This window comes from Variovorax sp. (assembly GCF_965279555.1).
In the GTDB taxonomy this organism is placed as follows: Bacteria; Pseudomonadota; Gammaproteobacteria; order Burkholderiales; family Burkholderiaceae_C; genus Variovorax.
The window spans coordinates 1,979,654-1,992,849 of the sequence record NZ_OZ257247.1; the positions used below are offsets into that span (position 1 = coordinate 1,979,654).

The window sequence follows — 13,196 nt, forward strand, 5'->3', positions numbered from 1 at the left end:
GCTAGGGAAGCCAGCCGAGGTTGCGCGCCTCGAATACCGCTTCCGATTTGTTGTGCACATCCAGCTTGCCGTAGATATTGCGGATATGGGTTTGGACCGTCGACGCCGAGACTCCCATCTGCGTGCCGACTTCGACATAGGTGAAACCACGAGAGACGAGGTCGAGCACCTCGAACTCGCGCGGCGACAGGCGCTCAGGGCGGATGCTGCCACCGAAGGGCGAGGGGGCGGCCAGCTTGGCCGGGGCCGCGGTGCCGGCGCGGGCCTGCCAGCGTCGCAGCAACTGCCGCGCGATCACCGGAGACATGGGCGAGCCGCCCGCGCGCAGGTGGCGGATGTGGGTGGCCAGTTCCGTCTCGGTGCCGTCCTTCAGCAGATAGCCGCTGGCGCCGGCCTCGAAGGCCTGCACCATGTTGGCCTCGTCGCCGAAGATCGACAACACCATCACCGCACAGGCCGGCTGCATGGAGCGGCACTGGCTGATCACTTGCAGCCCGGGGTGGTCTGGCAGGCCGAGGTCCACCAGCAGCACGTCGATGGGGTTGTCGTTCAGCCACGCGAGGATGTCGGCTGCATTGGAAGCACTGAAGGCCAGGCTCAGCGACGGGTCAGCGTCGACGACACGCGCGATGCGCTCGCGCATGCCGGTGTCGTCCTCGACCAGGGCAACCTGCGTTGCCTGCGTCATGCGCCAGCCTGCTGCGTCACCCAGCGCCAGGTCTTGCGGTCGATGGTTTGCGGCAGGGTGGCCGGGTCTTTCTGGAAGACCTGCACGGTGATGCGGTCGGCATCGATGTCCAGCAGGCCCCAGTTGCATTGCAATGCGCCCAGCGTGACCAATGTGCATATCGCCGCGCCTGATGCGGTGGCCTCGAACAGCAGCCGTCCGCGTTCGGTAGGGTACTGGGTGATCTTGTTGTGGTGGACGTCGCCGCTCAGGATGAGGATGCGGTACTTGTCGGCCAGCGCCAGCAGGCGTTCGTGTTCCGCGGCGCAGCCGAGCCAGGTTTCGCCGCTGTTGGCCTCGAACACCACGCCCGAGGCCAGCAGGTGAACCGTATCGGACGATGCGCTCGCGCAGGCCGCCTCGAAGTCGTCGAGTTGCTTGCTGCCCATCAGCGCCTTGCGGCCACGCGACGACTTGAAGCTGCGGCCGTCGGTGAGGTGGAGCAGCACGTCATTGGCAAGCGGCACGTTGCTGTAGCCGGGCGGCGGCACGTCGGCGGCCCATGGCGGCGGCACCTGGGGAAAGCTGCCGGGCGCGAACCGGGCGGCCAGTGCCTTGCGATAGCGCGCGAACACCGCACGCGTCGGCGCCAGCAGGTGGCTGTACTGCGGCTGTCCCTCGATCTGCGCGCCGCATGAGCCGTTCCAGAGAAAGTCGTGGTCGTCCCAGATGGCGTGCGTGCGCAGCGTGGGGCTCTTCACGAGCGCGGAGAAACCGGGGTGGCTGACCTGCTTGTAGAGGCGCCGATGCGCATGCAGGGCGAAGGTGTTGGCGTCCATTGCCTGGATGGCGGCGGTGCTCTGGCCGTCCGCATCGTAGTAGGCCGAATCGCCCAGAAGCACCAGTTCGTCGCATTGAGCCTGTGCAATCTGGTCCCACACCGGCTGGTCGGGGAAGCTGTACGCGCTCATGCAGGACGTGAAGGCGATGCGCATGGTGAAGAGAAACCCTCGGAGGCTGTTTTCGAATCACGCCGAGGGTATGGGGCGGGGGTGCCCCTGCACATCCTATATACGGGGGAGGCGCGACGCGGCTTTTGCCGGCTGGTTGTGCGGTGCCTGAAACCGCGCGCGCCTGACCCGTTACTTGCTGCGGCGTCGCGTGGACGCCGGCTTCTCGGCGGGCACATAGGTCTGCGACGGTGCCGCGCCGCCGTCCACCCCCAGGCGGCCACCACCGCCGAGGCCCTGGCCGCGCACCGTCTGCGCCTTGTAGTTGCGCAGCGAGCGAACCATCTGGTTGAAGGCGTCCATGAACGCTGCGGCAATCACCTTGCCTTGGGGCGTGCGCGTGTAGCCGCCGATGCCGCCGGCGGCAGAAAGGCCGCTCAGGTTGCCGAAGCCGCCGAAGTCGGTCTTGGAGGCGCTGCCTTCCGCGGCCGCGACCTGCACGCCGGAGCGGTTGTCGATGAGGGTCAGCAGCGCGCTGGCTTCCTTGGTCTGCATGCTTGCGCCGAGCTGCGCAATGGCGCGGCCACGGCCACCGCCCACCAGGCCGCCGAGCGCACCGCCCAGGCCGCCCGCGTCGCTGTTGCTGAACACGATTTCAGGCGACAGGCCGTAGTCGGAAGCGACCATCTGGCCGCGGCCGAAGTTGCTGCCGCCGCGCATTTCGCCCGACTGCTGCAGCGCGCGTTCACGCGTCATTGCGTTCATGCCGGCCGCGCCGCGCTCGACCACGATGAAGCAGTTCGATTGCTGCACCAGCAGGCGCAGCAGGTTGGCGGTGGGCGGCAGCTTGTATTCGCCCGTGAGCACCGTGTACCAGCCCGCGCTCTGGTTCTCGATCAGCGAGACCGTGCCCAGCGGGGAGTCGCAGCGCTCGAGCTGGCTGCTTTCGCCGGATGTCGCGCCGCCCGCGGCGCTGCCGGTGGCCACGGTCTTGGCCGACTGGCTGCCCATTTGCATGTCCATGGTCTGGCAACCCGAAAGGGCCAGCAGGCCGGCGAGTGCGCTTGCGAGAGAAAGTTTGGAAAAAGCCATGTCCCGATCTGTCAAGTGAAAACAAAGCAGCGCGCCCGGGGAGGCGCCACCTGTCTCAATCGAAGATGGGGACCGCATGGCCTGTTGTGACCTCCCTGCTCGTCGCGCCAGCGACCGCGCGACGATACGGGCCGACCGGTAGGCACACCAGTGCCAAAAGTCATGTGTATGCGTGCGCGTTGCTTCCCGCCGCAGCGCCGGAAGAAGAGGGCTGCGGCTGGCAAAGCGGGGGCGATTATTACTCGGTAAACGTTTTAAAACAGACGGCCTGGCGATAGTTTTGACCAATTGGTCTGCGCGGGCGCATCAGGCCAGATAGTTGCCGTTTGCTTCAGGCTGGAACAGCACAGACACCACGCGCGCAGCGCCTTCCGCACCGTTGGGCATGTGCCAGCGTGCGAGCGCGCCGGCACGCTGGCCGAGTAGCCCGATGCCGACGGGCGACAGCACCGATACGCAGCCCGTGCCGGGCTGTGCGTCGCCGGGGTAGCAGAGGGTGATCTTCTGCGTCTGGCGGGTGGCCGGGTCTTCGATTTCGACCTGGGAGTTCATCGTGACGATGTCCGCGGGCACGTCACGTGAGGGCAGGATTTCTGCCGTGTCGAGCAAGTCGGACAACGCCGGCGGGATGGCGCCTCCAGCCAGTTTGCCGAGGCGGACGAAGTCGAGTTCGGTGAGCGTGCGCTCTCCGTGAATGGTTGCAGGCATGAAGCACTCCAGTTGAATGCGACACCGCCCATTGCCGTGGAAGAGCAGGCGAAGTCGCTACCGCGCGGCGTGGTGCCCGGCGGTCAATGGTTCGCGCATCAAGAAAGAAGGTAGCGGACCGCCGGGCTCAGGAAAGTGCGGAGGTGCGTCGCAAGACCGTCGTGATCGCCGCAACGACGACGCCTGCGCCACGGCCAGCCGCTGCCTGGGGCAGGGCTGCGCGCGCAGTGCGGTTGCGGGACATGGACGAGGGGGCCATCGACCGAGTGTAGGTGCGAGGGTGGCCGCCATCAAGCGAATGGCCTCACGTGCCTTGCCGTTAAGGGTGGACATGGCTGCTATGCACAATCGCGCGATGCGCACTTTTCTTCTGTTCGTCGCGACGGCTCTCGCGGAAATCATCGGCTGCTATCTGCCTTATCTGTGGCTCAAGCAAGACCGCTCGGCATGGCTGCTGGTGCCTGCGGCGATCAGTCTCGCGGCCTTCGCATGGCTGCTCACCTTGCATGAAACGGCGGCGGGCCGCGTATACGCGGCCTACGGCGGCGTGTACATCGGCGTGGCCATCGCGTGGCTGTGGGCGGTCGACGGCATCCGGCCGAGTGCGTGGGATATCGCCGGTGTCGCGGTGTGTCTCGCAGGCATGGGGCTCATCGCGTTCCAGCCGAGGTAGGCCGCCTACGACGAGTTCGTTTGGCGAATCGGAATCAGCAGATCGGTGCGCAACTCGGCTTGCTGCACCGTGCGCGGCGAATTCAGGTAGTGCTCCAGCGTGGGCCGGTCGTCGGGCTCGTAGCCGCTGCCCGGCAGCCATCGCGCGTAGAGCGATTGCACGGCGGCATTGATGCGCGCATAAGGGCCGGCCAGGCGATGCACGGCGTAGCAGCCGCCCGGGATGTCGAGCAACTCGACGCCTGAGTCATCCTCCGGCCAAGGGTCGGGAGACGCAAAGGCTGCGTAATACCTGAAGCCGTCGATGTCCTCGGGGGCGCTGAAGGACGCGCCCCAGTGCTCTGACAGCACCCGTGTGCCTGCCTGAAGGCGCAGCCGCCGATGTGTGTGGGGAATGGTCGCGAACGATCCCTGGTGCCGCAGCGCATGCAGCCGCTGCGCGGGGCGTTCGACGATCCGCACGGCGGGTGGCGCGCCCCTGTCGTTGCCGGCCTGCGGCATTGCGTCGACATCGAGCACCGCGCGGACCATCTGCCGCTGGAACTCGCGCGGCGACTGGCCGGTGAACTGCCCGAAGGCGCGCGTGAAGGCCTGTGGGCTCTCGTAGCCCACCGCTAGCGCAACCTGCGTGATGCTCTGGTCGCCGGCTTCGAGCAGTTGCGTCGCGAGCGCGAGCCGCACACGGCGGACCGTGGCGGCCACGGTCTCGCCGGCCACGCTGGCGTAGACGCGATGGAAATGAAAGGGTGAGAAGTGCGCGAGCCGCGCGAGGTCTTCGAGCCGGTGATCGGCCATCGGGTCCGCGACGATGGCCGTGACCGCGCGTGCCACGCGGGCCCGGTAGTCCTGCTCGGTTCGACGGCTTTCCATGCGCGTCAGTGTGCGCCCTTTGCGGGCTGCGTACTTAGCTGGCTTTGCTGAAGTCGCGAGCTTGCACGCCGCCAAAGAAAAAGCCCGCTGTTCGTGAAAACAGCGGGCTTCTCAGAGGCCTTGCGGCTTGATTTGGCTCCTCGACCTGGGCTCGAACCAGGGACCTACGGATTAACAGTCCGGCGCTCTACCAACTGAGCTATCGAGGAACAAGCCTTAAATTATATGCAATGGATTTGCCGATTTTGACTGTGACAGCCTGATTTTTTTATGGTCGATGCATCGACGCCAACAAGGCCCAAATGAAAATGCCCCGCTACTTTATGAGTAGCAGGGCATCCAGTTGCCTTGCGGCTTGTTTTGGCTCCTCGACCTGGGCTCGAACCAGGGACCTACGGATTAACAGTCCGGCGCTCTACCAACTGAGCTATCGAGGAACAAGCCTTAGATTATAGCGTGATTTTTTGTGCCTTCTCAACCGCGCATATCTTCATCGATAAATTTGTGAGGCTCACCACACTCACAACGCGATGCTTACGCCAAGACGCAGCGTGCGCGGCGCACCGGGAAACAGATACACGTGGCTGAACTGGTACGGCGACTCCTTCCAGTAGCGACGGTCGAACAGGTTGTCGACAGCGAGCGTCCAGCTTGTGTTCACGCCACGCAGCCTGGTGTCGTAGCGCAGCACCGCATCGACCCGCGTCCACGAGGGCAGGGTGATCGATCCATCGGGAAGCACGTTGCGCCGGCCTTCGTACGAAAGCTGGCCTGCGATCTCCAGCCCCGGCACCGACGCGACGCGATACGCGGCCTGTGCACGCAGCACTTCCTTGGGCACGTTCGTCGGCGACTGTCCGTTGAGCGCCGGGTTCTCGGTGCTGCCGCGCCGCTTGGCGTCGATCACCGCGATGCTGCCGCCGAGGCGCCACGGCCCCTGGTTCCATTGCGCGCCGGCCTCCAGCCCGCGATGCACTGCGCGCCCGTCGTTGCGCACTTCGCAGTAGCCGCTGCACAGGTCGAGGTTGGTCGTCGGCCGCGAGATGTCGAACCACGCGACTTGCCAGTTGAACGCATCGTTGCCGCCCTTCAGGCCCAGTTCCCACTGGCGCGAGGTCAGCGCGGGCAGGGCCTGCCCCGCGTTGATGTACTGCGAGATCCTGTTCGGCACGACCTGCGATTCCACGCCCTTGCCCCAGCTCGCATAAGCCAGCAAGCCCGGCTGAATGGCGTAGCTCGCGGCGATCCAGGGCGTGGTCACGTCCTGCTTGTAGCCGGTGGGGTTCGAGCCGTCGTTGCCGATGCTGCTGCGGTCGAGCCGCGTGTGGCGCACGCCGAGCCAGGTGGTGAAGCGGTCGTTCCAGCGGATGGCGTCCTGCACCGACAGCTCGGTCGAGCGTTCGTCGCGGTTGGTCTGCGGCGTGGTGGCGTCGGGGTTGGCCGGCACCATGGCCGTGCCCCAGATGTTGCCGGTGCCCGCGTAGTTGTAGGCCTGGTCCTGGAAGCGGTTGCGCACGCGGCTTTGCAGCAGGCCGAAGCCCAGCTCGTGCTTCACGCTGCCCGTCGTCACGTTGCCCTTGAGGCTCAGGCTGCCGGCGGTCTGCGTGCGGCGCTCGTTGTCGCTGCGGAAGTCGTAGACGTCGAAGGTGCCATCGGAGCAGTAGCGGTCGTAGTTGCCCTCGGCGCTGCAGCCGAAGGCGTAGGCCAGTCGGTCGTCGCTCTTCAGGCGCTGCTGGCCGATCTGCGCGCTCCAGCGCCAGTCGTTGTTGATTGCCTGGCTGAAGCGCACCGTGCCCGTCAGCGCCTTGAACACCGACGGCTGCGACCACGGCTGGTTGTTGAGGTTGATGCGCGGATCGACCGGCCTGGGCAGCACGCTGCCGAGCAGGCTGTAGCCGGCCTGGCTCGGCTGCGTCTTGCGGCTTTGCTCGATCTCGAATTCCAGCACCGAGTCGCGCGTGATGCGCCAGTCGGCCGCGAGCGAGAACAGGTTGCGGTTGCCGTCGAGGTCGTGCGTGATCGGCTTGAGGTTTTCGCTCGCCACGTTGATGCGGTAGCCGAACTCGCGGTTCTCGCCCAAGCGCCCGCCCAGGTCGATGGCGCCCAGCAGGCTGCCGCGGCTGGTGGTCTCGATGCGCACCGTGCGCAGGTCCTGCTCGGTAGGCCGCTTGACGACGTAGTTGACCAGCCCGCCTGGTGCACTGGTGCCGGCCTGGATGCCGCTGGTGCCGCGCAGGATCTCGACGCGCTCCTTGTTGTCGAGCGGGATCGACGTCTCGGCGCTGATCGGCAGGCCTTCGCGCCGGTAGTTGAAGCGGTTGTCGAGCACGAAGCCGCGCACCGTCAGGTAGTCCCAGTAGCCGGCGGAGTTGTAGGCGTCGGTGACAGAGGCGTCGAACTGCGTGAGGTCCGCGAGCCGGCGCGCGCCGCTGGCTCGCAACTGCTGGCTGTCGATCACCGTGGCCGAGAGCGGCAGTTCGCGCAGCGGCACGTCGCCGAAGCCGCTGATGTCGGCTTGCGGCGCGGCAGTGCTTTCGTTGACGGTGACTTCGCGCAATGCGGCCTGCTGCGCCTGAGCGCCGCAAGCAGCGGTGACGAGAACGACCGCCAGCGCACGCGAGACGGGCGAAAGCTGCCATGCGGAAGAAGAAAGAGGGGGCTTGGGTTGGTTCATTCTGTTCAGTTGCCGACGGCGTTGCTGTTCATCGCCGCCATCCATTGCCTGGCCGTGGCCTCGGGGTCTTCGGCCGCGACCAGGGCGCGCACCACGGCGACGGAGCCGACGCCCGTGGCCAGCACTTCGGGCAGGCGCACCGCGTCGATGCCGCCGATGCCCACTTGCGGATAGCCGCGCAGCAATCGTGCATAGGCGGCGAGGCGAGCCACGCCTTGCGGCGCGGTCGCCATCTTCTTGAGCGTGGTCGGGTAGACGGCGCCCATCGCGATGTAGCTCGGGCTCACCTTGTCGGCGCGCACCATCTCGGCATAACCGTGCGTGCTGACGCCGAGCCGCGCGCCCGAAGCACGCAGCTGCGCCAGCTGATCGGGCGAGAGTGCGTCGAGGTCTTCCTGGCCCAGATGGATGCCGTAGGCGCCCGCCGCGATGGCGACCTGCCAATGGTCGTTGATGAAGAGCAGCGCATCGGTGCCGCGCACTGCTTCGACGGCTGCCTGCACTTCGCGCTCTATGGCCGCCGCGTCGTCCGACTTGAAGCGCAGCTGCACAGTCGGTACGCCGGCGCGCGCCATGCGCCCGACCCATTGCGCATCGGGCAGCACGGCGTAGAGGCCGAGGCGTTCGGGGCAGGGTGGAAAGGCATCGTCGCGCGCGGCCGGCGGGAACGGGCGCATGCCGAAGTCGGCGGGTGCATCGGGCCACAGCGCGGCGTCGAAGTTGCTCAGGCGCAGTGTCTGTGCGCGCCAGGCGTGGGCGAGGCATTCGGCGTCGATCTCGATGAAGCCCAGTGCCGAGCAAGCCTGCTTGGCGCCGCGGTACACCGGGTCGTCCGACGAGAAAACCGGCGCGCTCACGGGCGCGGCGGTGATGGCGCCGAAGCGCAAGCCGTGGGCCGCGACGATGGCTTGCGCGATGGCGCGGGCGTCGTTGATTGCTGCTGTCATGGTGCGTGATGCCAGAAGGGCGTGCCGAGCACCGGCGTACTGGGTTGCGCCGCGTCTTGCGCGGCCATTGCGCCGGCGCGATGTGCGGTGCGGCCGGCCTGCACCGCGTCGGCAAATGCGCCGGCCATGGCCACCGGGTCTTGCGCCAGTGCAACGGCCGTGTTGAGCAGCACGCCGTCGTAGCCCCATTCCATCACCTGGCAGGCATGCGAAGGCAGGCCGAGGCCCGCGTCGACCAGCATCGGCACCTTCAGCCGGTCGCGCAGCACCTGCAGCGCATAGGGGTTGACCGGTCCGCGGCCGGTGCCGATGGGCGCGGCCCACGGCATCACGGCCTGGCAGCCCACGTCGACCAGCCGCTGGCACAGCACCAGGTCTTCGGTGCAATAGGGCAGCACCTTGAAGCCGTCGCGAATCAGCTGCGAGGCCGCGTCGACGAGATTCAGGGTGTCGGGCTGCAGCGTGTAGTCGTCGCCGATCAGTTCGAGCTTGATCCAGGGCGTGTCGAACAGCTCGCGCGCCATCTGCGCGGTGGCGACCACCTCTTGCACGCTGTGGCAGCCGGCAGTATTGGGCAGCACCGGCACCCCGAGGCGGCGCAGCAGTTCCCAGAAGCCGTTGCCGAGGTCGCTGTTGCCCGAGCCCTGGCTGGCGGTCTGCCGGCGCAGCGAGGCTGTGAGCATCGCGGGCCGGGCGCGCTTCACCGCGGCTTCGAGCAGGTCGGGCGAGGGGTAGCGCGCGGTGCCCAGCAGCAGGCGGCTCTGGAAGGTTTCGCCGTAGAGAACCAGCGGGTCGTCGTGGGTGGTGTTCATCTTGTCGTCTCCATCATTCAGCCGCCCGTCACGGGGCGGATCACTTCGATGCGGTCGTCGAGCTGCAGCGCGCGCGCGGCGTATGCGGAGCGCGGCACGAACTCGCGGTTCACCGCCACTGCGAACGGCGGCGTGGCGTCCAGCGCGGCCAGCGCATCGGTCAGCGTGGCATGGTCGGGCAGGGTGAAGGGCTTGTCGTTGATCAGGATGTTCATGCGTGTGAGGTCTCCATGCCGAAGCTTTCCGCAAGCGTCGAGCGGCCGTGCGCAAGCAGTTCCATCGCGGCGTCGAGCAGCGCGGGCGCGATCATGAAACCGTGGCGGTAGAGCCCGTTGATGCGCAGCACACGCGGCTGCGGCTGCTCGATGGCGGGCAGGTTGTCGGGCAGCGTGGGCCGGCACTGCGTGGCGATTTCGACGATGCGCGCCTCGGCAAAGCCGCTGTGCACCGCATACGCGGCGCTCAGCAGTTCCAGCGTGGAGCGCACGCTGGCGGGCGACATGTCGTCCGATTCGATCTCGGTCGCGCCGATCACGAACAGGTTGCCCGGCTTGGGCGCGATGTAGAGCGGGTAGCGCGGATGCACCAGGCGCGTGGGCCGCTGCAGCGTCACTTCGGGGGCGTGCACCCGAATGACTTCTCCGCGCACGCCGCGCAGCGCATTCCTTTGGGGCCGGGCACCCAGGCCCCGGCAGTCGATCACCCGGTCGGGCTGGCCCGCTGTGCCGGGCGTGAAGTCCGAAGGTGCGCGCGCCGAATGCCAGTGCAGCGTCACGCCGGGGCTGGCTTGCAGCGTGGCAAGCAGGGACGCGAGCAGCGCGCGGTTGTCGAGCTGGCCTTCGCCCGGCAGGAACAGGCCCTGCGCGAACCGCTGGCCGAGCGAGGGCTCAAGTGCGGTGATCGCCTTGCCGTCGAGTGTTTGCATCGGCGCAAGCTCAGGCACCTGCGTGCCGGTGCTGGCGAGCACGCGCGCCAGGCGTGCGGCTTCTGCGGCGTCCTGCCGGTGCCAGAGAACCAGCGTGCCTTCGCGCTGGAAGAACACGGGCTGCGCCAGCGTCGCCAGCAGCGCGGGCCAGCGCGACAGCGCGTGCTGCCCCATGCGCACGACCGACACCGGCGCTACCGCCGATTCGGCCAACGGCGCGAGCATGGCGGCGGCCACGCGTGCGGCAGCGCCTTCTGCATCGGGGCCGCCCGCTTCGAACAGGCCGACCTTGCAGCCCGCCTGCGCGAGCGTGACGGCCATCAGCCGGCCCATCAGGCCCGCGCCAAGGATGGCGGCGGATTGAAAAGGAAGGCTCATGGTCTCGCTCCTTCCGACCTTCGATACCGCCGATAATTTTCGGCATGACCCAAGCACCCACCCAGCGCTACGCACGCGTGCTCTCCATTGCCGGTTCCGACAGCGGCGGCGGCGCCGGCATCCAGGCCGACCTCAAGACCTTCGCGGCGCTCGGCTGCTATGGCATGACCGCCATCACCGCGCTCACCGCGCAGAACACGCTCGGCGTCTCGGGCATTCACGGTGTTCCGCCCGACTTTCTCAAGGCGCAGATACAGGCCGTGGTGGAAGACATCGGCGTCGATGCCGTCAAGCTCGGCATGCTGCACGCGCCCGAGGTGGTGGAGGTGGTGGCCTGGGCCATCGACCGCTACCAGCTCAGGAACGTGGTGCTCGACCCCGTGATGGTCGCGACCAGCGGCGACCGACTGATCGCGGCCGAGACGGTGCAGGTGCTGGTGCGCGAACTGTTCCCGCGCGCGCTGGTGGTCACGCCCAACCTCGACGAAGCCGCGTTGCTCATCGGCCACCCCATCGACGGTATCGATGCGCTCGACAGCGCTGCCGACGAACTGCTGGCGCTCGGCGCGAAGGCCGTGCTGCTCAAGGGCGGCCATCTGCCGGGCGACGACGTGGTCGACGTGCTGCTGCGGTCCGGCGGCGAGCGCACGCGGCTGGCTTCGAAGCGCATCGACAGCCCCAACCTGCACGGCACCGGCTGCACGCTGTCGTCCGCCATCGCCGCGCACCTGGCGTTGGGCGCGGCGCTGCCGGAGGCTGTCGAGCGGGCGCGTGCGTACATCCTTGGCGCGATGGCCGCCGGGGCGGATGTGAAGATCGGCGCGGGTCATGGTCCTCTCAACCACGGCTTTGCGCCAGTGCCGACGCACCGCTTTGCGCTGAAGGCCGGCTGAGCCACGCGAGCGCGAAGGTCGCGGCCAGCGTCGGCAGCGCTGAGCCGAACTGCGGCGCCCACTTGGCCAGCGCGTGATACGCGGCAATGCCCGCGATCCAGATCAGCGCCGCGCCGAAATCGATCTTCCGCGCACCGCCGGCCGACACGGACTGCCCGCTGCCAAGCCGCCCGATGATCACGCCGTAGAGCGGCACGAACACCGAGCTCAACAGCAGCAGGAAGGGCTCCAGCGTGTGCATCGGCAGCACCAGTGCAAAGCCGATGCACAGCGCGGCCAGCAGCAGGCCCCAGCGCTTCACGCTCCAGCGCGGCAGCAGGCTGTGCGTGGACACCGAACCCGAGTAGAGGTCGCCGTAGGCGTTGTCGAGTTCGTCGATCAGGATCAGGCCCAGCGCCAGCAGGCCGCCTTGCGCGAGCAGCAGCGCCGTGACCAGCTCGGTGCCCGGCTCGGCCACGCTCACCACCATCACGCCGAGCGCATAGCACCAGATGTTGGCCAGCGCATAGCCGAGCCAGGTGCCGCTGAAGGCGCTCCCCAGGCCCCGGGTGCCGCGCTTGCCGTGACGTGCGTAGTCGGCCACCAGCGGCAGCCATGACACCGGCATCGCGATCACCAGGTCCAGCGCGCCGAACATGCCCATGCTGCCGTCGCCCGGTCGCGCCCAGAAGGCGTCGAGTCCCTTGGCATGCAGCCGCGTCGCGAACTGCCAGCTGAGCCACAGCAGCGACAACACCACCAGCGGCAGCCCGAAGCGGCTGACGAAGCGCCGCACCAGCTTGACCATCGAGCCCGCGAGCAGGGCCAACAGCACAGCGCCCCAGAGCAGCGTCGTCAGCACGCCGCCCCATGCCGAGCCGATGGACGGCCCGAACGCCGCCTGGCCTATGGCCTGCGTGCCCTCGCGCATGACGACCAGCTCGAAAGTGGTCCAGCCCATCAGTTGCACGATGTTCAGCAGCACCGGCAGTCGCGCGAAGGCGCTGCCGTAGGTGGCGTGCATCAGGCCGGCGCTGGCAAGGCCGCTTTCGCAGCCGAGCCGCGCGGTCCAGGCCAGCAGGCCCGCGCCTATGCAGGAACCCAGCACGATGGCGATGGCCGCGTCCCGCGTGCCCACCGCGGGCACCAGGTAGGCGCCGATCTGCATCACCAGCAGGCCGACTCCCAGGCTGAACCACAGCGCGGCGTGGTCGTGCCAGCCGAAGACGCGCTGCGACATGGGCAGCGGTGTCAGCGCTTCGTTGTTGTTGTCGTGTGCCATCCGTTTGCTCCAGTGCAAAAGGTTTGGCAGGTGGGCGGGGCCCGAGCGACACGGTCGTCACGCGAGACAACGTGAGCGGCCACCGGACCAGCTTCCCTGCGCGAGGATTACCTCAATCAGGTTCAAAGGGACTTTCTCAGCCGAACGGCAAGCCGCCCAGCACCCCTAGCAATTGCGCCGCGGGGAACCCACGGCGCGGGCAGCAGTTTATCCGCTGCCGGGAAGCCGCAACGGCAGGCGTGCCTTTGCTGGCAGGGGGAAACCCTCGGGCCGCCCCCTTGCTGCGCGAGAATCCCCGCGCCCTGAAGAAAAAGCAGAAGAGAACAGAAGAAAACAGAAGAAAAGGG

At 67.6% G+C, this 13,196-nt stretch carries 13 protein-coding genes, 2 tRNA genes and 1 riboswitch; of the genes, 2 read left to right on the forward strand and 13 right to left on the reverse strand.

Annotated elements, in window-relative coordinates:
- Position 1: 1 nt before the first annotated feature.
- From ACQY8B_RS09585 to ACQY8B_RS09600, 4 genes are all read right to left on the reverse strand, one after another.
- Positions 2–688, reverse strand: coding sequence for a response regulator transcription factor (locus ACQY8B_RS09585; protein ID WP_422086481.1), 687 nt, complete (start codon positions 686–688; stop codon positions 2–4).
- A complete protein-coding gene (locus ACQY8B_RS09590; protein WP_422086482.1) occupies positions 685–1,662 on the reverse strand; it encodes an alkaline phosphatase D family protein in 978 nt (325 codons plus the stop codon). The genes ACQY8B_RS09585 and ACQY8B_RS09590 overlap by 4 nt, the downstream gene beginning before the upstream one ends.
- A 147-nt stretch (positions 1,663–1,809) precedes the next feature.
- Positions 1,810–2,709: a CsgG/HfaB family protein gene (locus ACQY8B_RS09595; protein WP_422086483.1), complete on the reverse strand. Its 900-nt coding sequence runs from the start codon at positions 2,707–2,709 to the stop codon at positions 1,810–1,812.
- Positions 2,710–3,015: 306 nt separating this feature from the next.
- Positions 3,016–3,417 carry a GreA/GreB family elongation factor gene (locus ACQY8B_RS09600; RefSeq protein ID WP_422086484.1) on the reverse strand — a complete coding sequence of 134 codons (402 nt, stop codon included), beginning with the start codon at positions 3,415–3,417 and terminating at the stop codon, positions 3,016–3,018.
- A 355-nt stretch (positions 3,418–3,772) separates the two neighbouring features.
- Between ACQY8B_RS09600 and ACQY8B_RS09605 the strand changes: the two genes are divergently transcribed.
- Complete coding sequence (locus tag ACQY8B_RS09605; protein WP_081266380.1) at positions 3,773–4,090, forward strand: YnfA family protein; 318 nt, start codon at positions 3,773–3,775, stop codon at positions 4,088–4,090.
- A 5-nt stretch (positions 4,091–4,095) separates the two neighbouring features.
- Here ACQY8B_RS09605 and ACQY8B_RS09610 read toward each other — a convergent pair whose 3' ends face one another.
- From ACQY8B_RS09610 to ACQY8B_RS09645, 8 genes are all read right to left on the reverse strand, one after another.
- Positions 4,096–4,959, reverse strand: coding sequence for an AraC family transcriptional regulator (locus tag ACQY8B_RS09610; protein ID WP_422086485.1), 864 nt, complete (start codon positions 4,957–4,959; stop codon positions 4,096–4,098).
- Between the two features lie 133 nt (positions 4,960–5,092).
- Positions 5,093–5,168, reverse strand: a tRNA-Asn gene (locus tag ACQY8B_RS09615).
- A 152-nt stretch (positions 5,169–5,320) separates the two neighbouring features.
- Positions 5,321–5,396: transfer RNA gene (locus ACQY8B_RS09620), tRNA-Asn, on the reverse strand.
- A gap of 83 nt (positions 5,397–5,479) precedes the next feature.
- On the reverse strand, positions 5,480–7,633 hold the full coding sequence (locus ACQY8B_RS09625; protein ID WP_422086486.1) for a TonB-dependent siderophore receptor: 2,154 nt from the start codon (positions 7,631–7,633) through the stop codon (positions 5,480–5,482).
- A 5-nt stretch (positions 7,634–7,638) separates the two neighbouring features.
- Positions 7,639–8,580, reverse strand: a complete 942-nt coding sequence (gene thiE / locus ACQY8B_RS09630; RefSeq protein ID WP_422086487.1) for a thiamine phosphate synthase — start codon at positions 8,578–8,580, stop codon at positions 7,639–7,641.
- Positions 8,577–9,392 carry a thiazole synthase gene (locus tag ACQY8B_RS09635; protein WP_422086488.1) on the reverse strand — a complete coding sequence of 272 codons (816 nt, stop codon included), beginning with the start codon at positions 9,390–9,392 and terminating at the stop codon, positions 8,577–8,579. Before ACQY8B_RS09635 ends, thiE begins: the two co-directional genes overlap by 4 nt.
- A 17-nt stretch (positions 9,393–9,409) precedes the next feature.
- On the reverse strand, positions 9,410–9,607 hold the full coding sequence (thiS, locus tag ACQY8B_RS09640) for a sulfur carrier protein ThiS (RefSeq protein WP_422086489.1): 198 nt from the start codon (positions 9,605–9,607) through the stop codon (positions 9,410–9,412).
- On the reverse strand, positions 9,604–10,695 hold the full coding sequence (locus tag ACQY8B_RS09645; RefSeq protein ID WP_422086490.1) for an FAD-dependent oxidoreductase: 1,092 nt from the start codon (positions 10,693–10,695) through the stop codon (positions 9,604–9,606). Before ACQY8B_RS09645 ends, thiS begins: the two co-directional genes overlap by 4 nt.
- A gap of 44 nt (positions 10,696–10,739) precedes the next feature.
- Between ACQY8B_RS09645 and thiD the strand changes: the two genes are divergently transcribed.
- Positions 10,740–11,588: a bifunctional hydroxymethylpyrimidine kinase/phosphomethylpyrimidine kinase gene (thiD, locus tag ACQY8B_RS09650; protein WP_422086491.1), complete on the forward strand. Its 849-nt coding sequence runs from the start codon at positions 10,740–10,742 to the stop codon at positions 11,586–11,588.
- Here thiD and ACQY8B_RS09655 read toward each other — a convergent pair.
- Positions 11,533–12,849: a purine-cytosine permease family protein gene (locus ACQY8B_RS09655; protein ID WP_422086492.1), complete on the reverse strand. Its 1,317-nt coding sequence runs from the start codon at positions 12,847–12,849 to the stop codon at positions 11,533–11,535. The two genes, thiD and ACQY8B_RS09655, sit on opposite strands and share 56 nt — an antisense overlap.
- Before the next feature lie 76 nt (positions 12,850–12,925).
- Positions 12,926–13,026: riboswitch (TPP riboswitch) on the reverse strand.
- Positions 13,027–13,196 lie beyond the last annotated feature (170 nt).